This window comes from Desulfobulbus sp., from assembly GCF_031547805.1.
Taxonomy (GTDB): Bacteria; Desulfobacterota; Desulfobulbia; order Desulfobulbales; family Desulfobulbaceae; genus Desulfobulbus.
On record NZ_JAVBRQ010000033.1, the window covers coordinates 25327 to 49953 of the forward strand.

The 24627-nt window shown below is 61.6% G+C and carries 18 protein-coding genes; 12 read left to right on the plus strand and 6 right to left on the minus strand.

Annotated features, from left to right (window positions below; all coding sequences use genetic code 11):
• The first annotated feature begins 32 nt into the window (after window positions 1-32).
• The 3 genes from lpxA to asnS are packed head-to-tail and all read left to right on the plus strand — an operon-like array spanning window position 33 to window position 3104.
• Window positions 33-830 (plus strand): acyl-ACP--UDP-N-acetylglucosamine O-acyltransferase, encoded by a 798-nt coding sequence (gene lpxA / locus RMR13_RS11930; RefSeq protein ID WP_310600851.1) that lies wholly within the window; start codon window positions 33-35, stop codon window positions 828-830.
• Entirely contained in the window at window positions 823-1671 is an 849-nt protein-coding gene (locus RMR13_RS11935; RefSeq protein ID WP_310600852.1) for a UDP-2,3-diacylglucosamine diphosphatase LpxI domain-containing protein, read from the plus strand. Before lpxA ends, RMR13_RS11935 begins: the two co-directional genes overlap by 8 nt.
• Before the next feature lie 50 nt (window positions 1672-1721).
• On the plus strand, window positions 1722-3104 hold the full coding sequence (gene asnS / locus RMR13_RS11940) for an asparagine--tRNA ligase (protein WP_310600853.1): 1383 nt from the start codon (window positions 1722-1724) through the stop codon (window positions 3102-3104).
• Between the two features lie 9 nt (window positions 3105-3113).
• Here the strand turns inward: asnS and RMR13_RS11945 are convergent, their stop codons facing one another.
• Window positions 3114-3299, minus strand: a complete 186-nt coding sequence (locus tag RMR13_RS11945; RefSeq protein ID WP_310600854.1) for a hypothetical protein — start codon at window positions 3297-3299, stop codon at window positions 3114-3116.
• Window positions 3300-3320: 21 nt separating this feature from the next.
• Here RMR13_RS11945 and hflX point away from each other — a divergent pair, with 21 nt between their 5' ends.
• Window positions 3321-4817, plus strand: a complete 1497-nt coding sequence (gene hflX, locus RMR13_RS11950; protein ID WP_310600855.1) for a GTPase HflX — start codon at window positions 3321-3323, stop codon at window positions 4815-4817.
• A 119-nt stretch (window positions 4818-4936) separates the two neighbouring features.
• Here hflX and RMR13_RS11955 read toward each other — a convergent pair whose 3' ends face one another.
• Entirely contained in the window at window positions 4937-7693 is a 2757-nt protein-coding gene (locus RMR13_RS11955) for a hypothetical protein (protein ID WP_310600856.1), read from the minus strand.
• 736 nt (window positions 7694-8429) lie between these two features.
• Here RMR13_RS11955 and RMR13_RS11960 point away from each other — a divergent pair.
• Window positions 8430-8579, plus strand: coding sequence for a hypothetical protein (locus RMR13_RS11960; protein ID WP_310600857.1), 150 nt, complete (start codon window positions 8430-8432; stop codon window positions 8577-8579).
• Between the two features lie 199 nt (window positions 8580-8778).
• Here RMR13_RS11960 and RMR13_RS11965 read toward each other — a convergent pair whose 3' ends face one another.
• From RMR13_RS11965 to pyrE, 3 genes are read right to left on the minus strand one after another with little or no spacing between them, the layout of a single operon-like run.
• Window positions 8779-9249, minus strand: coding sequence for a PilZ domain-containing protein (locus RMR13_RS11965; RefSeq protein ID WP_310600858.1), 471 nt, complete (start codon window positions 9247-9249; stop codon window positions 8779-8781).
• Window positions 9250-9254: 5 nt separating this feature from the next.
• On the minus strand, window positions 9255-9425 hold the full coding sequence (locus RMR13_RS11970) for a dual CXXC motif small (seleno)protein (RefSeq protein ID WP_309412454.1): 171 nt from the start codon (window positions 9423-9425) through the stop codon (window positions 9255-9257).
• Window positions 9422-9988 (minus strand): orotate phosphoribosyltransferase, encoded by a 567-nt coding sequence (gene pyrE / locus RMR13_RS11975; protein ID WP_309412455.1) that lies wholly within the window; start codon window positions 9986-9988, stop codon window positions 9422-9424. The genes RMR13_RS11970 and pyrE overlap by 4 nt, the downstream gene beginning before the upstream one ends.
• 209 nt (window positions 9989-10197) lie before the next feature.
• On the opposite strand from pyrE, the gene glmS reads away from it, so the two are divergent.
• From glmS to RMR13_RS12000, 5 genes are all read left to right on the plus strand, one after another.
• Window positions 10198-12042 carry a glutamine--fructose-6-phosphate transaminase (isomerizing) gene (gene glmS / locus RMR13_RS11980; protein ID WP_310600859.1) on the plus strand — a complete coding sequence of 615 codons (1845 nt, stop codon included), beginning with the start codon at window positions 10198-10200 and terminating at the stop codon, window positions 12040-12042.
• Between the two features lie 652 nt (window positions 12043-12694).
• The gene (locus tag RMR13_RS11985; RefSeq protein ID WP_409070291.1) at window positions 12695-13891 is read left to right on the plus strand and encodes an efflux RND transporter periplasmic adaptor subunit; all 1197 of its coding nucleotides are present in this window, start codon (window positions 12695-12697) and stop codon (window positions 13889-13891) included.
• A 13-nt stretch (window positions 13892-13904) separates the two neighbouring features.
• Entirely contained in the window at window positions 13905-17072 is a 3168-nt protein-coding gene (locus tag RMR13_RS11990) for an efflux RND transporter permease subunit (protein WP_310600861.1), read from the plus strand.
• Window position 17073: 1 nt separating this feature from the next.
• Entirely contained in the window at window positions 17074-18516 is a 1443-nt protein-coding gene (locus tag RMR13_RS11995) for an efflux transporter outer membrane subunit (RefSeq protein WP_310600862.1), read from the plus strand.
• Between the two features lie 41 nt (window positions 18517-18557).
• A complete protein-coding gene (locus RMR13_RS12000; protein ID WP_310600863.1) occupies window positions 18558-19190 on the plus strand; it encodes a TetR family transcriptional regulator in 633 nt (210 codons plus the stop codon).
• Window positions 19191-19391: 201 nt separating this feature from the next.
• On the opposite strand, the gene RMR13_RS12005 is transcribed toward RMR13_RS12000, so the two are convergent.
• On the minus strand, window positions 19392-20510 hold the full coding sequence (locus tag RMR13_RS12005; protein WP_310600864.1) for a transglycosylase SLT domain-containing protein: 1119 nt from the start codon (window positions 20508-20510) through the stop codon (window positions 19392-19394).
• Between the two features lie 187 nt (window positions 20511-20697).
• Between RMR13_RS12005 and RMR13_RS12010 the strand changes: the two genes are divergently transcribed.
• Window positions 20698-21522 (plus strand): nitroreductase family protein, encoded by an 825-nt coding sequence (locus RMR13_RS12010; protein ID WP_310600865.1) that lies wholly within the window; start codon window positions 20698-20700, stop codon window positions 21520-21522.
• A 214-nt stretch (window positions 21523-21736) separates the two neighbouring features.
• Window positions 21737-24505: an HAD-IC family P-type ATPase gene (locus tag RMR13_RS12015; RefSeq protein ID WP_310600866.1), complete on the plus strand. Its 2769-nt coding sequence runs from the start codon at window positions 21737-21739 to the stop codon at window positions 24503-24505.
• Window positions 24506-24627: the final 122 nt, after the last annotated feature.

Genomic DNA, 24627 nt, shown 5'->3' on the forward strand with positions numbered 1-24627 from the left:
CCGCCTTTTCTTTTATATCAGGATAGTTCGCCATGCCCATACATCCCACAGCGGTCATCGACCCCAAAGCGGAACTCGACAGTTCGGTGATCGTCGAGCCGTATGCCGTCATCGACGGTCCCGTCAAAATCGGGCCGCAAACCCGAATCTGTGCTCACGCCGTGGTCAGCGGCCACACCACCTTGGGAGCCGGCAACACGATCGGCTCGTTTGCCACCGTCGGCGGGCCGCCCCAGGATATCCATTACCAGGGCGAGCCGACCGAGCTGATCATCGGCGACGGCAACCAGATCCGCGAATACGTTTCCATTCACCGGGCCACGGTCAAGGCCAGCGGCAAGACCCGGATCGGCAACCACAACATGATCATGGCCTACTGCCACATCGCCCACGACTGCGTCATCGACGACCACGTGATCATGGCCAACGTCGCCACCCTGGCCGGCCATGTCGAGATCGGCAGCCACGCCAACCTGGGCGGCCTGGTGGCGGTGCATCAGTTCTGCCGCATCGGCGAGTACGCCTATATCGGCGGCATGTCCGGCATCGGCCTCGACGTGCCGCCCTATGTGATCATGGAAGGCACCCGCAATCAAATGCGCATCGCCAGCATCAACAAGATCGGCCTGCGCCGCGCCGGCATGGACCGCGAAACCATCAAGCAGCTCGAAGAGGCGTTCCGGGTGCTGTTCCGGTCCCCGGAAATCCTGCTCAAGGATGCGCTGGTAAAACTGGAGGAGGAGATGCGCGACTGTGCCCAGGTGCAGAACATGGTGCGCTTCTTCCATTCCAGCAAGCGCGGTGTGGTCAAGCGCACCCTGGATGACTGAAGCAAACGATGCCGCCCCGATCGGATTGATCGCCGGCGGCGGCCAGTTCCCGCTCCTGTTCGCCGAGGCGGCCCGGGCTCGGGGCCGCAAAGTGGTGGCCATCGCCCATGTCAATGAGACCGCGGCCCAACTGGAAGAATTGGCGGATGTCACCGTGTGGGTCAAGCTCGGGCAGCTGGGCAAAATCATCTCTTTTTTTCATCGGGAAAAGGTCCGGGAGGCGGTTTTTGCGGGCACTATCACCAAGACCCGGATTTTTCACGATATTCTTCCCGATTTTAAGGGATTGACCCTGTGGGGCAAGATCGACCGGCGCCAGGATGACGCCATCCTCCGGGCCGTGGCCGCCAGCTTGGAAGAGGAGGGCATCCGGGTGCTGGCGTCCACCTGCTATCTCGATCACCTTTTTTTCCCCCAGGGCGTGCTGACCCGCAGGAAACCCTCGGCCGAGCAGATGGACGACATCCGCTTCGGTTGGGCCGTTGCCCGCGAAGTGGGGCGGCTCGACATCGGCCAGTGCGTGGTGGTGCGCGGTCGCAGTGTCCTAGCAGTGGAAGCGATCGAGGGCACCGACGCCACCATTCGCCGGGGCGGCACCTTGGCCGGTTCCGGGGCAGTGGTGGTCAAGTTGAAAAAGCCGAACCAGGATTTCCGTTTCGACCTGCCGGCAACCGGAGTGACGACCATCGAAACCCTGGCTGAGGTCAAGGGGGCGGTGCTGGCGGTGGAAGCCGGACAATCGTTGATGTTCGACCGGGCGGCCATGGTGGCCGCGGCCGACCGGGCGGGGCTGGTGGTGGTGGGATTGAGCGAGAACGGGCAGGGCGAGCTGACCTATTGATCGGATCAGGGCTCTGCGAAAAAGGCATCGGCACGGGCAGGAGAAGAGATATGGCGGAAATGACGCGAATTAGCGAGATCTTGCGGCGACAACCCCTGGGAGAAGCGGTCGAGGCCCAAGGTTGGCTGCGGACCAGGCGCGACTCGGGCAGCCTCACTTTTCTCGAACTCAACGACGGTTCCTGTCTGGCGAGTCTTCAGATTCTCGCCGAGGAAGGTCTTGCCAACTACGCGAGCGAAGTGAAAAAACTGAGCACCGGCTGTTCGCTCCGTGTTCGGGGCAGGCTGGTGGCCTCGCCGGCCAAGGGCCAGCCGGTGGAGGTCCGGGCGGACTCGATCGAGGTGCTCGGTTGGGCCGACCCCGAAACCTATCCGCTGCAGAAAAAGCGGCACAGCTTCGAATTCCTTCGCTCCATTGCCCACCTCCGCCCCCGCACCAATGCCCTGGGCGCGGTGGCCCGAATCAGAAGCACCCTCAGTTTCGCCATCCACCGCTTTTTCCGCGAGCAGGGATTCATCTTGGTGCAAACCCCGATCATCACCACCTCGGACTGCGAAGGGGCAGGCGAGATGTTCACGGTCACCGCGCTGAATCCGGCGCACCTGCGGCAGGACGACCCCTTTGCCGACGATTTTTTCGGGCGCCGGGCCGGTCTAACGGTCAGCGGCCAGTTGCAGGCGGAGATTTTTGCTCTGTCCCATGGCCAGGTCTACACCTTCGGTCCAACGTTCCGGGCGGAAAATTCGAATACCAGTAGGCATTTGGCCGAGTTTTGGATGCTGGAGCCGGAGATGGCTTTCTGCAATCTGCGCGGCGACATGGAGATGGCCGAGGCCATGATCAAGGCGCTGATCGCCTCGGTGCTCGCCGAATGCGGCGAGGATCTCGCCCTGTTCGACCAGCACGTGGCCAAAGGCCTGATCGACAGGCTGACGCAGGTGCGCGATTGTCCATTCGTCCATCTCACCTACACCGAGGCGGTGGCGGAGCTGCAGCGCGCCCGCCGGGAGTTTGCCTTTCCGGTGCAATGGGGTGCCGACCTCCAGGCCGAGCACGAGCGCTATCTCTGCGAAGAAGTGGCCCAGGCGCCGGTGATCGTCACCAATTACCCGGAGGCGATCAAACCGTTTTACATGCGTCTTGACGACGATGGCCGCACCGTGGCGGCGATGGACATCCTGGTGGCCGGCATCGGCGAACTGGTGGGCGGCAGCCAGCGCGAGGAGCGCTATGAAGTGCTGGCCGGACGGATGGCCGCCGCCGGGCTCGACCTGGAGCAGTATGGCTGGTACCTTGACCTGCGCCGGTTCGGCTCCGTGCCCCATGCCGGTTTCGGGCTTGGCTTCGACCGGCTGGTGCAATTCGTCACCGGCATGCAGAATATCCGCGACGTTATCCCCTTTCCCCGGACCCCGGGGAGTGCGCCCTGCTGATTTTCCCTTTCAAAGGAGTTCGCCATTTCGACCGTCACCGGCAACACCCACAGCCTCAAACCCAAACAACTGCGGGACCTGGAGCGGCTTGCCCAGAAAAAGGTCGCGGCCGATGAAATCGTCGGCCGGGAAACCGCCCGTTCCCTGGCCGCCTTGTCCGCCGCTTTGAATCGCCAAATCGGCCTGCTGATCCATCGGTCCGGCCGGATCGAGACCGTGATCGTCGGCGATTACGACCGCATCACCATTCCGGCCCTGGCCCATGTGGGCGCCTCCGGCGGCCGCCTGCGCGGCCTGCGTTGCGTGCACACCGTGTTGGGCGGGGCTGCGGGAGCCAGCGAGGAAGACATCATGGATCTCGCCTGTTTACGGCTTGATCTGATGGCAGTGCTCACCATCAAGGACGGCCTGCCGGAGCTGCTGCACGCGGTGCACCTCATGCCGCGTCCGGTCGACGGACGCGACTGGACCGCGCTGCCGCCGGTGCATCCCGCCAACCAGTCGCAGTCCTGCATTGCCCTGATCGACGCCCTGGAAGAGGAATTCGTCCGTGAACGGCCGGTGCGCGAGGTCGACCGGGGCAAGGACCGCGCCATCCTGGTGTCGGTGACCACCGGCTCGCGGGACGAGGCCGAGGAATCCATGACCGAGCTGGTCGAGCTGGCCCGGTCCGCCGGGGTCGAGGTCTTGGCCAGGGTGATCCAGCGGCGCAAACATATCCATCCCCGCTTCATTCTCGGGCGCGGCAAGCTGGTGGAAATCGTGCTGATGAGCCTGCGGCTGGGCGCCAACCTGCTCCTGTTCGATCAGGAGCTCAGTCCCTCGCAGATCCGTTCGGTCACCGACCACACCGACCTGCGGGTCATCGACCGCACCCAACTCATCCTCGATATTTTTGCCAGCCGGGCCCGTTCCCGCGAAGGCAAGCTGCAGATCGAGATGGCCCAGTTGAAATACATGCTGCCCAAGCTTACCACCCGTGACGACGCCCTGTCGCGCCTGACCGGCGGCATCGGCGCCCGTGGGCCCGGCGAGACCCGCCTGGAGATCGACAAGAGGCGGATCAACGACCGAATCACACGCCTGGGCAAGGAGCTGAAGGCCGTGGGCGAGCAGCGGTACCATCGCCGCAACCGCCGGCGCAAGCGCGACGTGCCGGTCATCTCCCTGGTGGGCTACACCAATGCCGGCAAATCGACGCTGCTCAACACTCTGACCAAGAGTGAGACCCATGCCGAGGACCTCCTGTTCGCCACCCTCGATCCCACCAGCCGCCGGCTTCGCTTTCCCGAGGACATGGAGGTCATCGTCACCGACACCGTCGGTTTCATCCGCCACCTGCCGGCCGATTTGCTCAAGGCCTTCGAATCGACCCTGGAGGAGCTGTTCGAGGCCGATGTGCTTCTCCATGTGATCGATGTTTCCAACCCGGCCTGGCGGCAACAGGTCGCAGTGGTGGAAGGGCTGCTGGTCGAGTTGGGACTGGCCGACATCCCCTGCCTCAAGGTATTGAACAAGATTGATCGGCTGCCGCCGGAAGAGCAGGTCCAGGTGGCACTCAGCGGGGAAGGGGTGGGGATTTGCGCCCTGGACGAAAAGACGCTTGAGCCCTTGCTGGTGCGGGCGCAACAGGTGGTGCGGGGGACAATGGGCGTGGCCGGTCCGGAACGGATGGAGCAAAACGACAATGGCTCCGGCCATGAAGCGCAATGAAAACGCCTTCGCCGATCCCCTGCGGCCGAGCGTAAAAAAAAAGCGCGGCGCGCCGTTACCTCCGGCTGCGCCGCGCACGATGGGATGTGGCGGTTGTTCTTGGTTGGCTTGACCCGCTGCTAGAATTCGTAGCGGATTTGCAAGCTCCCGGTCATGCCCTCGCGGGTGCCCACATAGGCCTGTAGCCCCATGTCAAGGGACAGGGACGGGTCATTGGTAGGTATGATGTGCATCCCAACCTCACCGATGCCGGTGCCGCCCGCGAGTTCCGGCGCGTCGATGGCGTAGCCGAAGGTCGCGGCACCGGCTTCGCCGTCAAACTCGTGTTCGTAGGCCACACCCACGTAGTGGGTGAAGGTTATGTCCTCCGCATAAGCGAAGCGGGTGCCCACGCGCACACGGTGCGAATCCGCATCGTCGAACGTGATGGGCTCACCTGTGGCCAGGGCGACATCATCGCCCTGCACCCGCGTCCAGAAGTATTTGCCGTACAGATCGAGCGACATCGTATCGTTCAGGTACGAGATATAGCCCAAGCCCGCATGCAGGCCGTAATAGCCCGAGTCGGAATCGTATCCGCCCGCGCGGTTGCCCGCGACATCGCCCAGATTGGCATTGTTGTACTCGTTGCTGACGGTGCCCGCCCGGAAGCTGGCCTCGGTATAGACATGGCCTGGCCCGGCCTCGGTGAAATCCAAGCGGCCAATAATGCCGCCGCCGAGGTGGTCAACGTCGCCATCGCCATTGTAGTCGATGCCCGAAAAGGCATTGTAGGTGTCGTACGAACCGCTGCCGTATTCAAAGAAGGCGCCCACGGTCAGGCGTCCGGGAATGAGATCCACGCCTCTGGAGAGGCCGGTCAACAGGGAAATGCTGGACATTTCTATGTGCGAGCCGGTGTCGTATTCCGACCAGCCGCCGGAAAGAGCGCCGAAGATGCCGATGCCGTTCTCGGTTTCCTGGCTGGACAGCACGGCGTCCCTCATGCCTTGTCCGGCCGCCAGGTCGGCGCCCTGATTGACCAGGGCCAGACCGGAGAGGAAGCCTTCGGCCAGGACCTTGGCCTGCGGGCGGGCTTGCACGCTGGCCACTGTCGCGGTCAGCATGTTGTTAGCGGTGCCCAGGTCCCAGAGATAGTTCAGGGTTGCGCTGTGCTGCCCCTGGGCCTGGGTTTGGGTGAAGCCGGCGGTGTCGAGGGTTCCGGCGCTGGCGTTGATGAGCGTCACTTGATCACCGGGCCGCAGGGGAGCCGTGTTGCCGTAGGTGCTGGCGGTGACGGAGGAACTCCTGCCATTGCCGTCGCCCAGGGCAGCCGTGCCGGTCACGTTAAGCACCGGGGTATTTTGGGTGACGGGGAAGGTAAAGTTGTAGTGTTGGAAATTCTGCACCGATTGCACCGCGCTGCCGCTGTAATTGAATACGTTCAGGGTGTTGCCGCTGAAGGCGTCCATTCCCGGCTCAGGGGTGACGTAGCCGACGAAGCCGCCGTAGAGGTCCGAACCGCTTAGGTCGGGTGCGCCGCTGATGGTCACGGCATTGCCGGTGGCCGAGCCGGTTTCACCATTGCCATCGATCCGGCTGAAGCCGCCGTAGATGCTCGCATCCACTGTGCCGCCGTTGATGGTCACCGTGTTGTTGTTGGCCTCGCCGGACATACCCGCGCTGTTCGTATCTGCATACCCGCCGTAGATGCTCCCGGTCACCGTGCTGAGGCCGCCGATGGTGACGGTGTTGCTTGTGGCCTGTGCCACATTGGAATTACTCCATGCAGAGCCACCGGTGATATCCCTTACCTGGGTGTCGCCGCCGATGGCAACGCTGTTGCCCGAGGCTTGCGCGGCGCCGGTGTCGCTTTCGGCATAGCCGCCGGTGGTGCTAGACGTGACAGACGTGATCTGGGCGTTGTCACTGATGGTGACGCTGTTGCCCGAGACCGTGGCGGTGCCGGCGTCGCTATAGGCATGTCCGCCGATGACAAACGTGATTTGGGCGTCGCCACCGATGGCAACGCTGTTGTTTGAGGCCGTGGCGGTGCCGGAGCTGCTCGAAGCATCTCCGCCGAAGCTCTGATCCACAATGCTGAGGCCGTTGATGGCTATGGTGTTGTTTGAGGCCGTGGCGGTGCCGGAAGTGCTCTCGGCGTTCCCACCAGTGGCAGACGCGATCTGGGCGTCGTCGCTGATGGCAACGCTGTTGCCCGAGGCCGTGGCGGCACCGGCGTCGCTTTTGGCAGCCCCGCCGAAGCTCCCCTCCACAGTACTGACACCGCTGATGGTCACCTTGTTGTTCGAGGCCGTGGCCGTGCCGTCACCGGACTGAACACCGGCATAGCCGCCAGTAACCAGCCCGTCGAGCGCCATGCCGCTTACTACCGTGCTGTCGATGATGGCAACACTATTGCCCGTAACCGTGGCAGCGGAAGAACCGGAAATCATGCTGTAATACCCACCGTAGACTTCCCCTTCGTCCACCGTGCTGTTGCTGATGGTCACATTGTTGCCGGCGACCGTGGACGCCGATCCACCCATGACGGTAGTACCGGTCATGGTGGTACCCTCGATGAGGACCTGATTGTTGGTGACGGCATCCGAATCAACAATATTGATCGCGCCAAAGACATACTGCGCTCCGTTGCCATTGGTGACCGTCACCCTGTTATTGGCAAGGCTGGGGCTTTTACCCGTGGCGTCGCTACCACTGGGAGCCACTGAATTAGTAATGGGATCTGGGGAGCCACCGGGATTGGGGATGTCTTGCAGCATGGTCGTGTCGCCGTCATAGACAACCTCTTCCGCCCAAACTGGAACGGTGACGGACGAAAGCAGGGCAAGGGCTGAGGTTGTCCTGCTCAGGGCACGGAACAATGGTCTGGCCATACGCGAAACTCCTTCATCGATGTTGAGGTTGGAGAAAAAGAAAACGGCCCTGTATCCCTTCGAGGAGACACGACCGTGAGTGGCGAATCTGGATGGTGCTGCGAACGAGTCTGGTGGGAACAGTCTGAAAAGAAAGGGAAAAAATGGATGGCATGCATAATTGCAGTTTCCGTGGAACACTCGTGCAAGGAAAGGTTTTCCATGACCATTGTTGTTTCTTTTCTGTTTGCATTTTGACAAGATGCATTATTGCATAAGTAATTTTCTCTGTAGGGCTCAAAAAAGCAAGCAATTTTGCTAGTGGGTAAAATTTTTTGTACGCGGCTTACGCGAACATTGTTCCGCAAAGAGTATCCGGCAAGTTGGTGAAAGCATCGGCATCGAACACAAAAGCACAGTATGTAGAAGGGGTGACAGGTAGATACCGCATCTTGTGGGGTGGAGAGCATAGGGGAAATTCTTTTCAGAACCCTGCCTTTCAGTGGTGCCCAACAGTTACCGAATTGAAATCGAATAGTTTGAAATCGCGGAATTGAGATCCTGGCGATATGGACAGGTCGTGCGGCCGGTTCGTGCAACATCGAATTGCCGGAACCTTACCCGTCGCATGGTCGTTGATGGGAAAAATTCAGGAGGGCTGACGCTAAAATACGGACATGGTCCTTGCTGACGCCGCCGCGCCGGGTGCAAGGAGGTGTTCGGGGGGCTCAAAACTGCACCTGCAAATGGAGCCGGCATGGTGCTGCGCGGCAAAACGCCGGGGTTGGTGCACCAGGAGCTGCCGTCCGAGAGCTTTGCGCATTTTCCAGAGCACCTTGATCGTGATGCGCTGCGCTACTTGAGAAAATCGTCCGAAACCACTTTGGCAACCATCAGAGCAGCCTGAACTCGGGCGATGCAAACGCAAGGTGGGCAAGTACAGTCGAACCCATCGCAGAGGGCTGTGTCACCGGAGGCATCAACCTGTTCCCGGGTGGCGATTTAATGGCATGGGAGGTGGAAGGGGAACTTTATCCCCTTGCTTTCATTCTTGTCCAAGAGACAACAGGGGACTTACTTCGTTCGAAGTGACAAGATAATGCGGCTTAACTTTGCAGAAAAAAGCCCAGGGCTTTATCCAAGTCGGCGTGGTTCTTGAATTCGCAGCCGACGACATTCTTCCGCACCGATTTGATCACCGCCTGTTTTTTCAGCACGGTTTGCTTTTTGTCGTTGAGCTGGATTTCAATCTGGATTTCCTGGTCCATGGCAAGGTTATGCATACCGGACACCGTGAATTCCGCCCCTCCCCGCGAGAGATTGGTCACCTGGATCATGCCGCCGCCCGAGTTTTTCGGGCCGATGATTTGATAGGTGCCGGGCAGGTTGGTCTGCTTGCGAAAATTGCAGCGGAAATTGAGTAGGACCGGAAACGACGCACTGCAACCGCACCGCACGGTCATCAGGTGCGGTGTCGAGCGGTACGCAGAGGCGGAAAAATGTTTGACCGTACCGCATGCCGGGCAGGTCAGGGTGGCCGTGTTATCGGCGCGAACGTATACGGTCAGGGGCTTCATGGTCGTCAATCATAGATGATACAGGTAAATCGCTCCAATTCCGCCTCTGTTTCCGGGTCAAGGTCGGCGGCGACTTCATGGATTTGATATTCCTTTCGGCAACCGCTGCACTGCAAACGGACCTGACGGCATCTTCGCAGCACTTTCAGCGGCTGGCCGCATTCCCTGCACTTCACGTTGTCTTCGCCTTGCCGATGAGTTGTTCGCGGGTAAAGACCGCCTTGAGGGGATATCCCTTGGCCGCAAGTTGTTCGGCTCCGCCTTCCTGCCGGTCGACAATGGTCGCCACCAGGCCCACCCGAAACCCTTCGTTTTCCACCCGTTCAATGACTTTCAACAGGGTGCCGCCGGTGGTGACCACGTCTTCCACCAGCGCGACCAAACCGCCCGGTTTGAGGTTGCTCTTGCCCTCGATAAAATTGCCGGTACCGTGGCCTTTGGCCTCTTTGCGGACGATGAAGGCCGGAATCGGGGCCTTGTCCAGATAGCTCACCAGAGAAACCGCGGTGACCAGCGGATCGGCGCCCAAAGTCATGCCGCCCACCCCGACTATGGGTTCCGGGTGTTGACGGATCAGTTCGAAGAGGAGACGGCCACACAGGTAGCTGCCTTCGGCATCCAAGGTGGTTTGCTTTCCATCTACATAAAAATCCGATGTTTTTCCCGATGTCAGGGTGAATGTGCCCTGTCGGTACGATTTGTTCAGTAAAAGTTCTTTCAGTCGTTGTCGTTCGTCCATGGGGAGAGTCCTTATAGCTTGAGTTAAAAAGAGAATACCTTCTTTTGCTGTTTTCTCAAAAGGAATTCTCCGTGTCATCATGCCGGTTGTATGGGGGGGAAAATCGATCCTGAACGATCCGCGTCTTCCGGCTTGCATTTTGTTGCGCCGTCGTGGATACTGGCTCCATATTGCGGCCTGTGGCATAACCCATTGACGAGGATGAACAAATGTGCGGAATAGTTGGCTATGTAGGACCCAGAAGAGTTATCCCCATCCTGCTTGAAGGCTTGAGGCGTCTTGAGTATCGCGGATACGATTCCGCCGGTTTGGTATATTCCTTCAACAATCAACTGGTGCGGTACCGGGCGAAAGGCAAATTGAGCAATCTCGAGGCCGTGGTCGACGAACATGTCGGCGTTGCCAGCGGCACCGGCCTGGGCCATACCCGCTGGGCAACCCATGGCGCCCCCACCGAAGGCAATGCCCATCCCCACACCGATTGCACCGGTGAGTTGGTCGTTGTCCACAACGGCATCATCGAGAACTACAGCGCCCTGAAAAAGGAATTGACCGACAAGGGGCATATCTTCACCTCGGAAACGGATACCGAGGTCCTGGCCCACCTGATCGAGGAATGCCTCAAGAACACCAAAGATCTGGTGGCCGCTGTCCGCTCCGCGTTGACCCGGGTTGAAGGCTCCTACGCCATCGGCGTGCTCTGGGCGCATGAGCCGGATATGCTGGTCGCGGCCCGCAATCATAGTCCCCTGGTCATGGGCGTTGCCGCCGATGCCTGCTATATCGCCTCGGATATCCCGGCCCTGCTGCCCTTTACCCGCGAAGTCATTTTTCTCGACGACCGGGAAATGGCGGTGCTGCGCAAGGGGAGCTACACGATTCAACAGGTTGACGACGGCTCCGAATTGACCAAGCCCGTTTCCCTGATCGACTGGAATGCCTCGATGGCGGAAAAAGCCGGATATCGGCATTTCATGCTCAAGGAGATATTCGAGCAACCCCAGGCCATTCTCAATACGGTCAGCGGCCGGATTGTCCCTGACACGGGATTTGTCGATCTGCCCGAAATCGGTCTTGACCCCGCATCGCTCGAAAACATCGATCGGATCGCCCTGGTCGCCTGCGGCACCTCCTGGCATGCGGCCCTGGTCGCCAAGTATTGGATCGAAAAATGGGTCGGCATTCCGGTGGAAGTGGACATCGCCTCGGAATTCCGCTATCGACGCCTTCTGGTCAACGAGCGGACATTGACCATTGCTATTTCTCAATCCGGAGAAACCGCCGATACCCTGGCGGGCATCCGCCGGGCCGCGCAACTGGGCTCCAGGGTGCTGACGGTCTGCAACGTGGTGGGTTCCACCATGACCCGGGAAGCCGATGGCATCATCTACACCCATGCCGGCCCGGAAATCGGCGTGGCTTCGACCAAGGCCTTCACCTGCCAGCTGGCGGCGCTGTTCCTCCTGACCCTGTATCTCGGCCAGACACGGAAGACTATCGACCCGATCACCCAGAAGAAATTGGGCTTGGCATTGATCGACATCGCCGAGGTGATTGCCACGGAACTGCCCCGGTTGCAGATGGAAATCAGCGAATTGATCGAGCAGTACTACGAGGCAAAGGATTTTCTGTTTGTCGGGCGGGGGCTCAACTTTCCCATCGCCCTCGAAGGAGCCCTGAAACTCAAGGAAATTTCCTACATCCACGCCGAGGGCTATGCCGCCGGTGAATTGAAGCACGGCCCCATCGCCCTGATTGATCGGGAAATGCCGGTGGTGGCCTTGGTGCCGCGGGATTCGGTGTATCTGAAGGTGGTGTCCAATATCGAGGAAATCAAGGCCCGCCAGGGGCGGCTGGTGCTCTTTGGCACCAACGGCGACGAGCACCTGTCCGCATTGACCGAAACGGTTTTGTATCTTCCCGAAGTGGTGGAAGATCTCAATCCCTTGCTCTACACTATCCCGGCCCAGTTGTTGGCCTACGAAATCGCATACCGGCGCGGCTGCGACGTCGACCAGCCGCGCAATCTGGCCAAGAGCGTGACCGTGGAATAGGGCGTTCCGAGCGCGGCCTTGATGGCCGCCATGTTGTTTCTGTGTGTGTTTTGCCTGAAGGGGACATGTTCCCCTTCAGGCTTTTTTTTTCTGATTACCATCGAACCTCAGCCAGGCTCGTTCGCCGGCAATCGGCGGTGTTCTGTACGCCCCGGAGGCCGGTCGAGCAAACGAGATCTCTCATTGCGTTCGAAATGACCATGCGGCCGGCGTTCTCCTTGTCCCGAACGTCCTTTGTTGGTCGTTTCGACAAACGCATTGAGGTGAAATCTCAAAAAATTTCAGTAGAATACGCACCCCCCCTCTCCAGGATGCAATCGGTTGAATTTGAGAGGTAATCACTTTTTTTTGCCCAAATGTAAAGTTATCCGAAATCGCCGGCTATCACTTGGGACGGCTGTTTTCGCATGCGAAATCGGACGGACTGGTTACTTGGACTGCGGTTTATCTGCATTCAAGAAAAGCGGCTGTTGGGTTTACCGGTTTTGGAAGTGAAATAACAATGCCACGTTGTTCTTCTTCTTGCATACATTCATGAATGTATGTATAAAGCCGTGAGCCATTTTCCCAGGGGGTAGCGCAGGGGCGCTGCCTGTTGCGGCCGGGAAGTGCTTTAAGATAAATTTGTCGTCATTTAGCAGGGTTATCGATGATGAATGTCGCGAAATCGTTCAAGATGCTGATGGTGTGCGGGTGGATGGTCGGAGTGCTCACGGCGGTCGGATGCAAACAGGCTGCCCCTCCGGAGAAGGCGGCGGGGAGCAAGGGGCCGCCTGAAGTCGGGTTCGTTGCCGTCAAGCCGGAATCGGTCACCTTGACCACGGAACTCACCGGTCGGATATCGGCGCAGATGGTGGCGGAGGTCCGGCCACAGGTTGGCGGTATCATTAAAAAACGGCTGTTTGAGGAGGGCGGTCGGGTCAAGACCGGCGAGGTCCTCTACCAGATCGATCCCGCCACCTACCAGGCGGCCGTGGCCAGTGCCAAGGCTGCCTTGCTCAAGGCCGAGGCCAATGCCTTTGCCTTGCGGAAAAAAGCCGAGCGCTATCGTCAATTGGTGAGCATCGATGCGGTCAGCAAGCAGGAGTACGACGACGCCACCGCAGCCATCAACCAGGCCGAGGCGGATATCGAAAACAGCAAGGCCGCCCTGGAAACGGCCAAGATCAATTTGGCCTACACCAAGGTTACCGCGCCGATCGACGGCGTGGTCGGCCGGTCTTCGGTCACGCCGGGCGCCCTGGTGACGGCGAACCAGGAGTCGGCCCTGGCCACCATCCAACAGCTCGATCCGGTCTTTGTCGACGTCACCCAATCGAGCGCCGAAATGCTGCGGCTGAAAAAAAGCCTGGCAAGCGGCGAATTGAAAGGCGGAGGCCAGGGACAGGCCCAGGTTCGGTTGGTGCTCGAAGACGGCTCCGCCTATCCGCAGGAGGGCATCCTTAAATTCAGCGAGGTGTCGGTGGACCAGACCACCGGTTCGGTGACCCTGCGTGCCCAGTTTCCCAATCCCGAGCAATTCCTGCTGCCCGGCATGTTTGTCCGTGCCATTGTCCGGGAAGGGGTGCGCGAGCAGGCCATGCTGGTCCCCCAACGGGGCGTGAGCCGGAATACCGCCGGAGTGGCGACCGCTTTGGTGGTCGGGGCCAATGAGACGGTAGAGCCGCGCACGATCAAGACCGAGCGGGCAATAGGCGACGCCTGGTTGGTGACCGGCGGTTTGCAGACCGGCGACCGGGTCATTGTCGAAGGACTCCAGCGGATCCGGCCGGGGGTACAGGTCAAGGCCACGCCGTTTGCGTCCCAGACCGAGGCCGCCAGCAGTACCGCCCCGACGGCCAAGCCCTGAGGAGTAGCCGACCATGTCCCGGTTTTTCATCGATCGTCCCATTTTCGCCTGGGTCATTGCCATCATGACCATGCTGGCCGGCCTGTTGTCCATCCACCGCCTGCCGGTCTCCCAGTATCCGGCGATCGCACCCCCGCAGATCGCCATCAACGCCACCTATCCCGGCGCCTCGGCCCAGACCGTGCAAGACACCGTGACCCAGGTGATCGAGCAGAAGCTCAACGGCATCGACAACCTGATCTACATGTCCTCCACCAGCGATTCGGCGGGCGCGGTTTCCATTACCCTGACCTTCAAGGCCGGAACCGATCCCAATATCGCCCAGGTCCAGGTGCAGAACAAACTGCAGCTGGCGGTGCCGCTGCTGCCCGAAGTTGTCCAGCGCCAGGGAATCGCGGTGGTCAAGTCGACCAGGAACTTTCTGTTGATCGTCGGCCTGGTCTCCGAAGACGGTTCCATGGACCGCAACGACCTGTGCGACTACATGGTGTCCAATATCCAGGACATCGTCAGCCGCCTCGACGGCGTGGGCGAACTGATGGTGTTCGGCACCCAGAATGCCATGCGGATTTGGGTGAACCCGAACAAACTCACCAATTATCACCTCACCATCAACGATATCGTCACCGCCCTGGAGGCCCAGAACGCTCAGATATCCGCCGGCCAGCTCGGCGGTTTGCCGGCGGTCGAGGGCCAGCAGCTCAACGCGACGATTACCGCCCGCACCCTGCTCCGGACCGCGGAACAATTCGGGTCCATCGTCCTGCGGACCAACACCGACGGTTCCGTCGTCCAGCTTAAGGATGTGGCGGATTGCAAGGTCGGCACCGAGGATTACAGCCTCCACTCGTTTTACAACGGCAAACCCATGGGCGGCATGGCCATCCGGCTTGCCTCCGGGGCCAACGCCCTGGATACCGGCAACCGGGTCAAGGACAAGATGCTTGAATTGTCGAAGTATTTTCCCGCCGGCATGAAAGTGGTCTATCCGTACGACACCACGCCTTTTGTCAAGATATCGATCAAGGAAGTGGTGCATACCCTGGCCGAGGCGGTGGTGCTGGTTTTTCTGGTTATGTTTCTGTTTTTGCAGAATTTTCGGGCCACAATCATCCCCACCATCGCGGTGCCGGTGGTCCTGCTCGGCACCATGGGGGTACTGGCTGCGGCCGGCTATTCGATCAACACCCTGACGATGTTCGCCCTGGTCATCGTCATCGGCCTGCTGGTCGACGACGCCATCGTGGTGGTCGAGAACGTGGAGCGGATCATGTCCGAACAGGGGATGTCGCCCCGCGATGCCACCATCAAGTCCATGGGCCAGATCACCAGCGCCCTGTGGGGCATCGCCACCGTCCTGACCGCGGTCTTCCTGCCCATGGCCTTTTTCGGCGGCTCCACCGGCGTCATCTACCGCCAGTTTTCCATCACCATCATCGCCGCCATGATCCTCTCGGTCATGGTGGCGATGATCCTCACCCCGGCCCTGTGCACCACCTTGCTCCGCCCGGTCGACCGGGGACATTCGGCCGGAGGCCGCGGCTTATTCGGCCGTTTTTTCCGCTGGTTCAACCGATGCTTCGATGCGGGCCGAACCACCTACGAGGGCATTGTCGATCGTTCCTTCGGCAAGAAATGGCGGTATCTGGCCTTTTACGGGGTGATCGTCCTGATCATGGTCTATTTCTTCCTGCGCCTGCCCACCTCCTTTTTGCCCGACGAGGATCAGGGGTTTCTCATCTGCCAGGTGCAACTCCCGGCCGGGGCGACCCAGGAACGGACCCTCGACGTGGTCCGGAAGCTGGAGCAGCATTTCCTGGCCCAGGAAAAGACTGCGGTGGAGTGCGTGATCACGGTGACCGGCTACAGTTTTGCCGGCCGCGGCCAGAACATGGCCCTGGCCTTTGTCAAACTCAAGGATTGGGGACTGCGCCAAAGCAAGGACCTGAAAGCCCCGGCCATCGCCGCCCGGGCCATGAAGGCTTTCGGGGAGTTCCGCGACGGCCTGGCCTTTGCCTTTTCGCCGCCGGCCGTCATCGAGCTGGGCGTGGCCAACGGGTTCGACCTCCAGTTGCAGGACCGTGCCGGCCTGGGACATGAAAAGCTGATGGAGGCACGGAACCAGTTGTTGGGTATGGCCACCAAAAACCCGAAGCTGGTCGCGGTCCGCCCCAACGGCCAGGACGATTCGCCCCAGTTCAAGCTGGAGATCGACGATGTCCGCGCCGGCGCCCTCGGGGTCACGGCCCAGGATATCAACCAGGCCCTCTCCACGGCCTGGGGCGGTTCGTACATCAACGACTTCATCCAGAACGGCCGGGTGAAAAAGGTCTACATCCAGGCCGAGGCCCGGTACCGCATGCTGCCGGAAAACCTGAACAACTGGTACGTCAGCAACAACAAGAAGGAAATGGTCCCGTTTTCCGCCTTTGCCACCGCCCGCTGGCAGTACGGATCGCCCCGGTTGGAGCGCTATAACGGCATTCCCTCGGTCGAGATCCTCGGCCAGGCCGCGCCCGGAATCAGCACCGGCGAGGCCATGGCGGAAGTCGAGGCCATGGTGGCCCAGCTGCCCAACGGCATCGGCTACGAATGGACCGGACTGTCCTACGAGGAAAAGAACGCCGGTGCCCAGGCCCCGGCCCTGTACGCCATTTCGCTGTTGGTGGTGTTCCTCGCCGTGGCCGCCTTGTACGAAAGCTGGACCATCCCCTTCGTCAACCTGCTGATGCTGCCGTTGGGACTGGTGGGCGCGGTCACGGCCGTGACCCTGCGGGTGTTGCCCAACGACGTCTATCTCCAGATCGGGCTCTTGACCACGGTCGGCCTGTCGACCAAGAACGCCATCCTGATCATCCAGTTCATCAAGGAACGGATGGGCAGGGGACAGGAACTGGTCGAGGCGACATTGGCAGCGGTGAAGATCAGGCTGCGGCCGGTCATCATGACCTCGCTGGCGTTTTTCTTCGGCACCCTGCCGCTGGCCTTGACCAAGGGAGCGGGGGCGGCCGCGCAGAACGCCATCGGTACCGCCGTCACCGGCGGCCTGCTTTCGGCCACCTTCATCGACCTGATTTTCATTCCCTTCTTCTTCGTGCTCATTTCACAGCTGTTCGGCCGGAAAAACAAGCAACAGATCACGCCGGTCCCCTCGTCCGGCAATGGAACGGAGGTGCGCTGAGATGCAACGAACCCAGCGGATTTCGATCGCCTTGTGTCTGGCCATCGGCTTTGCCGCCGGTCTGGCCGGTTGTTCCACCTTGGCCCCTTCCTACAGCCGCCCCGCGGCCCCGGTTCCCGCCACCTGGCAGACCGGGGCCGATGCCCCGGAGAAGGCACCCGGGCCGGGGCAGCAGGATGCCGCCGCCATCGCCTGGCGGGATTTTTATCTCGATCCCCGGCTGCAAAAGATCATTGCCCTGGGGCTTGAGCACAACCGCGACCTGCGGGTGACGGCGCTCAATGTCGAGCGGACCCAGGCCCAATACCGGATCCAGTGGGCCGAGCTGATGCCCAAGATCAATGCCAACGGCGCCGCGGAATACCAACGACAATCGGCTGATTTTTCCAATACCGGCGAGGCAAAGGATCTCCACCAGTACACGGTGGGGCTGGGGGTCACCTCCTACGAACTGGACCTGTTCGGCCGGCTGCGCAGTCTCAAGGATCAGGCCTTGGAGCAGTACCTGGCCTCCGAGCAGGCGCAGCGGAGCGCCCGGATCAGCTTGATCGCCCAGATCGCCGCCGGCTACCTGACCCTGGCCGCCGACCGGGATTTACTCCAGCTGGCCCAGGAAACCCTGAAGACCCAGCAGGAGTCGTACCAACTCATCCAGCGGCGGTTCGAGGTGGGGGCCTCTTCCGAGCTCGATCTGCGCCAGGCGCAGACCCAGGTCGAGTCGGCCCGGGTGGACGTGGCCCGGTTTTCCACCCTGGTGGCCCAGGACGAGGACAACCTCAATCTGCTGGTCGGCGCCAGGGTTCCGGCCGAGCTGCTGCCCGCCGGATTGACGGACCAGGTGGCCGCGCTCGAGGGGATCACGCCGGGGTTGTCTTCCGAGGTGTTGTTGCAGCGGCCCGACGTCCTTCAGGCGGAAAATCTGCTCAAGGGCTATAACGCCAACATCGGCGCGGCGCGGGCGGCCTATTTCCCGCGGATCGTCCTGATCGGCACCCTGGGTTCCGGCAGCAACGAGCTGTCCGGCCTTTTCACCACCGGTTCCGGTTCATGGAGCTTTGTGCCGCGCATCGATCTGCCGATTTTCGATGCCGGTGCCCGTGCCGCCCAGCTCCAGGTGGCTGAAATCGACCGCGACATCGCCGTGGCCCAGTACGAAAAGGCCATCCAGTCCGCCTTTCGCGAAGTGGCCGACACCCTGGCCCAGCGCGGCAATGTCGACCAGCAGCTGGCGGCCCAGCTGGCCCTGCGCGATGCCACCGAAAGGCGGTATGTGCTGGCCCGCGAGCGTTATTATAAGGGGGTGGACAGTCATCTCAACGTGCTCGATGCCCAACGCTCGCTGTACAGCGCCCAGCAGGGCCTGGTCGACGTGCGTCTGGTTCGGCTGACCAACCTGGTTTCCTTGTACAAGGCCCTGGGAGGGGGATTGAAGACCGGTAGCTGAGGCCTCGCCGCATCGGCCCGGCACTGGCAAGGAGGGGGAATATGGCCAGAAAAACGAAACAGGAAGCACAGGCGACACGGAACAGTATCGTGGATGCGGCGGTCCGGGTATTTGCCGTCAAGGGAGTGGCGCGGACCTCGCTTGATGACATCGCCCGGGAGGCCGGGGTCACCCGGGGAGCCATCTATTGGCATTTCGCCAACAAGGCGGATCTGCTCAACGCCCTGTGGGATCAGATCATGCTGCTGTACGCGCCCATGACCCAGGCGAGCGAAGCCGAGGACGAGCCCGACCCGCTCGGCAAGATGAAAGACCTCTACCTGACCTTCTTCAGCGGCCTGGTGGAGGATCAACGCCAACAGCAGCTGTTCCGGGTGCTGTTCGACGACAGCGGTCGCAGCAAGGAGAGCGAGGCCATGCGCCTTCGCCACATCCAGATACGCCGGGAACGGCTGCACGGCATTCAGATTACCTTGATCAATGCCAAGGCCAAAGGGCAATTGCCGCCGAATCTGGATGTCCGGCAGGGCGCGATCAGCGTGCTGGTCTTTATTTACGGTCTGATCGCCAGCTGGATCACGACTCCGGAAATGTTCGACATCAAAAAAGAGGGCGAGCAGTTCATCGAGGGCATGTTCCAGATGCTGCGAACCGGTTTTCCCGAGAACGGATAGCTGGAATCGCCCTGCTGCAGGCTCGCAGAACGGTCCAGTCCTGCCCGCCGTTGTCCGGTCCCGCTTCGTTTCATTTTCCCGCATAAAAAAAACAACGCTCGCAGCCCTCATCCCCAGTCTCCGCCAATAGGGTGAGCCCGGCTGCGGCGAGCGCGCGCCGGTCCGGCGCAAGCCGGAATTGCTTGCGAGAGTCGGCCGAGACTAAAGTCCCGGAATGCCCACTTGCTGAATACGGACCGCGTTGAGCCCCTCTTCGTAGGCCGGCAGGGCGCCCAGGGTGCGGGAGAGGCGGAAGGCGAGGGCGTAGCACAGGACCCGGATGGGATAGTCGCGCGGCAACTGTTGCAGATAGGGCTGCACGGTGACAAAATCCGTGGCCCCGTACTGTTGCATGATAAAGCGCAGGCCGCCGTTCTTGGGGCCGATGTTGTACGCCAGCAGGCCGAGGAACAAGTCGCCGCGCATCTGGGCGAGATAATGCGTCAGGGTCGCGGCGGCCAGATAGCCGTTGTGCCGGTGGTCGCCGGGCTGGGGCTTGACGACCTTCAGTCGGTCCGCCGCTGCCTGCATGGCGGATTCCGGGATCTGGGTGATCTGGAACAGGCCCTGGCCCCCGTCCTTGCTGTCCCTGGGCAAAAAGGACGACTCGGCGGCGGCGATGCCGTGGAGCAGGTCGGGATCGAGCCCGAAGGCCGACGCCGCGGCATCGATTTCCCGGTCAAAGGGCTTGGCCCGGTCGATGAGCTGCCGCAGCTGAACGGTGTCCAGACGGCGATAGGCGGCAAAGACCTGGTGGGCGAGGGTGACGCGGCCGGCCTCCTCCTTGCCGCCGACCAGAATACGGAACTGGCTGATGGCAAAGAAAAAATCGCCCCGAAGCGTCATGATGCCGGAAACCAGGGCCAAGGCCAGGGCGACGAGTGCGGGCAAGAATATTTTTTTCTGCCGCAGCCGGGAGCGTAGCCGCATCCAGCCGATCAGCAGCAGGGCGCCGGTCAAAATCAGGCCCAGCACGCCGAGGGTGAACGGCAGCAGGTGCGAGAAAAAGCCCGTGCCGGAAAATCTGGCCGCCGCATACCCGAGCAGCACGACGATACCGGTGAGGGTGGTCACGGCCAGGCCGAGGATTTCGAGCGAGGTCCAGACAACCAGCCGCTTGGTCGAGATGGCCGGCTTCTTGCCCTTCCGTTTGCGGCCGGATTTGCCGGTTGCGGGCCGATTGCGCTTTTTACCCGGTGTTGTTCGCCGTTTCGGGGACGCAGCCGGGCTGCCCTCCACCGGTGGCGGTGGCGTTTCATTCTGTACTGGAGGGGTAGACAAACTTTTCTCCTCGGTGGAAGCTCGCACAGCCAGGATTCGCCGCCTCAGGCGGGCGACACAAAACCGGCGGCGTGTGTTGCCGGTGTAACAAAAGCAAGGGGGATCGGTCCGCACCCTCGCCGCAATCAATCCCGCAAGAAACCATTTTGGGCCGTTTGCTGTCAATCCTTCTTCATGGAGAACAGGTATGGAGCTTTTTACCGTCAACCAGGAAACCTGCAACCGCGACGGCATTTGCGCCGCCGTCTGCCCGATTGGAATCATCGCCTGGCGCCAGGGAGAGTTGCCGGCCCCGGCGCCCGGAGCGGAACAGGCTTGCATTCGCTGCGGCCACTGCGTGGCGGTCTGCCCCACGGCCAGCCTGCGCCATCGGGACATGCCGCTGGAGACCTGTCCGCCGGTCCGGCCGGAGCTGCGGCTTGGGCCGGAGCAATGCGCGCATTTCATCCGTGCCCGGCGGTCGATTCGAACCTACAAGGAGCGGCCGGTGGAACACGAAAAGCTGGCCCAATTGATCGACATGGCCCACTACGCCCCGTCGGGGATCAATTCCCAGGGCGCGCACTGGCTGGTGATCGGCAACCGCGAACATCTGCATCGGCTCTCCGGCATGGTCGTCGAGTGGATGGGCTGGGTGCTGGCCGAAATGCCCGAGCTTGCCCGGGGAATGCATGTGCAACAGACCATCGAGCAATGGCATGCCGGCCGGGATGTCATTCTCAGGGGCGCGCCGGTGCTGATCGTCGCCCATGCGGACAAGGAGCACCGCATGGCCGCGTCCACCTGCACCATTGCCTTGACCACCTTGGAACTGGCCGCCACCAGTCTGGGGCTGGGCGGCTGCTGGGCCGGGTATTTCAACGCCGCGGCCACGGTTTTTCCACCGCTGCAGGCGGCTTTGGATCTGCCGGAGGGGCACCAGTGTTTCGGCGCGATGATGATCGGCTATCCGAAATTCGCCTACCATCGCCTGCCCACCCGCAAGACGCCGCCGATCGACTGGCGGATGTAGGCCGCCGCCTTGCCTGTCAGGAAAGAGATGGCGCTGCTTTTCCAGTCATTTTTTCGCGGCAGGTATCCTCCCGTCTTGGGGCGGGTTTTTCCCGGACCGCCTGCCGTAAATTCCTAGCCGGTTGCGGGAAGCGGTTGCGCGGCGGGCGGCGATGGTTATAAAAGGAACAACTTATTTTGTTCTTTTCAATCAAGCCCGAGCAAAAAGGAAATCGATGCAACCCGAGCAAAACGGTCTTTCTTCGGCCAGTAACCCCGCCAGCAAGGCCTGGCATACCATGGACGCGGCGACAGTGCTGCAAGCGCTTGCCAGCGGCGAAGCCGGGTTGAGCGTGGACCAGGCCGGCGAGCGGCTCCGCCTGCACGGCCCCAACCAGATCAAGCGGAAGCCGAAGGACAGCGTGCTGCAGCTGCTTTGGCGGCAGATCAACAATCCCCTGATTTGGGTGCTGCTGGCTTCGGCCGGGTTGGCGATGCTGCTGGGCAAGCTCACCGACGGCCTGGTGGTGCTGGCGGTGGTGGCGATCAACGCCGTGATCGGGTTTATCCAGGAATTCAAGGCAGGCCGGGCGATCGAGGCCCTGTCGAGCATGGTGCCCCAAAACGCGACAGTCATTCGCGACGGCAGGAACATGATGGTCCCGGCGGTCGAACTGGTGCCCGGCGACCTGGTCCTGCTGGCGGCCGGCGACAGCGTGCCCGCCGACATGCGCATCGTCAGCCTGAAAAGCCTGCAGGTGGAAGAGGCCGCCCTCACCGGCGAATCGGTGCCGGTGGAGAAGTCGGTGGCCCCGGCCGAGGCGGGCGCCGTTCTGGGCGATCGGACCTGCATGGTCTACAGCGGCACCCTGGTCACCTCGGGCACGGCCACCGCAGTGGTGACCGGCACCGGCATGGGCACCGAACTGGGCCGGATTTCCGACATGCTGGAAAGCACGGTGGACCTCGAAACCCCGTTGACCAAGAAGTTGGGCGAGGTCAGCACCTGGATCACCATCGGCATCGTGCTCATTTCCGCGGTCATCCTGGCCATCGGGGTCAAGCGGGCCTTGGACATGGGGATTCCGCTGGGCGCTGCCCTCAAGGATACCCTGGTGTTCGCCATTGCCCTGGCGGTCGGCGCCATCCCCGAAGGCCTGCCAGCGGTGGTCACCATTGCCCTGGCCATCGGCGTGCAGCGCATGGCCCGGCGCAACGCCATCATCCGCCGTCTGCCGGCGGTGGAAACCCTGGGCTCCACCACCGTGATCTGTTCCGATAAAACCGGCACCCTGACCTGCAACGAGATGACCGTCACCGAGTTGGTGACGCCCGGCCATGTCTGCCGGGTCAGCGGCGCGGGCTACGATCCGAAGGGTGATTTCACCGTCGACGGCGGGACCGTGGCCCGGTTGCCCGAGGCCTTCGACCGGTTGCTGACCGCGGCGGTGCTGTGCAACGATGCCACCCTGGCGCAGGAAAACGGCCAGTGGACCATCACCGGCGATCCCACCGAGGCGGCGTTGCTGGTGGCGGCGGCCAAGGGCGGCATCACCTCCGAACAGGTAACATCCCGCTTTCCCCGCCTTGATGCCATTCCCTTTGCCTCGGAAAATCAATACATGGCCACGCTGCACGGAGGCGAAGGGCCGATGGTTGCCATCAAGGGTGCCCTGGAAGCGGTGTTCCACCGATGCCGCCAGGCAAACGACGACGACCTGCACCGGCAGATGACGGCCGAGATGGAGCGCATGGGCGCAGACGGCATGCGGGTGCTGGCCCTGGCCACCAAACCCTGGCCGGCGGAAAAGGACCACCTGGCCGAGGAGGCGGTGGACGGAGAGTTCGATTTTCTCGGCTTGATCGGCATGATCGACCCGCCCCGGGCCGAGGCGGTCGAGGCGATCGACGCCTGCCATCGGGCGGGGATCGAGGTCAAGATGATCACCGGCGACCACCGGATTACGGCCCAGGCCATCGGCACCCGCCTTCATCTGGCCCCTGAGATCCGATCGGTGACCGGCGCCGAGCTGGCCGATATGGACGAGGAAACCCTGGGGGCAACGGTTCGCACCACCCACATCTTTGCCCGGGTGGCTCCGGAACACAAGTTGCGGCTGGTCAGGGCCCTGCAGGCGGACAACCACGTGGTGGCCATGACCGGCGACGGCGTCAACGACGCGCCCTCGCTCAAGCAAGCCAACATCGGGGTGGCCATGGGCATCACCGGCACGGCGGTTTCCAAGGAATCAGCCGACATCGTGCTTGCCGACGACAATTTCGCCAGCATCGGTGCCGCAGTGGAAGAGGGGCGCCGGGTCTACGACAACCTGATCAAGTCGCTGGCTTTCCTGCTGCCCACCAACCTCGGGTTGGCCCTGATCCTCATTTACGGCATCATGTTCTTCCCCTTCGACCCGGCGACCAAGGTTCTGCTCCTGCCCATGCTGCCCACCCAACTGCTGTGGATCAACCTGGTCGCCTCCGTGGCCCTGGCCCTGCCGCTCGCCTTCGAGGTCAAGGAGCCCGATGTCATGATCCGGCCGCCGCGCAACCCCGCCGCCCCGTTGTTCAACAGCTTCGTGGTGTTCCGGGTGGTGGCCGTTTCCGTGCTGATGACCTGGGGCACCATCGCCCTGTTCAACATGGAGTACGGGCAGGCGCTGGCCGCCGGCATTTCCCCCGAACTGGCCCTGGCCAAGGCGCAGACCATTGCCGTCACCTTTGTCATCTTCTTCCAGATCTTCTACATGATCCACTGCCGCTCGCTGAAGGACAACATCCTCACCATCGGCATGTTCAGCAACCCGACCATTTTCTGGGGCATCGGCGTGATCCTCGCCCTGCAGGCCCTATTCATCTACCTGCCGTTTTTTCAGCAGGTGTTCCGGACCGAGCCGCTGTCGTTTGCCGACATCGGCCTGACCGCCGCCGCCAGTTTTCTCATTTTTCCGGCGGTTTCCCTGGAAAAATGGATTCGCACCCTGGCCGGCCGCAGCAAGTAACGGCTGCCGCAAGGCGCGGCCAGGTGTCCGGGAATGTGTTGCCCGCGATCTGAACATGCTCTGAACATGCGCCGCCGTGCGTCCTGTCGCGTGGCCGGGCAGTCGGCGGCGCTGCCATGCTG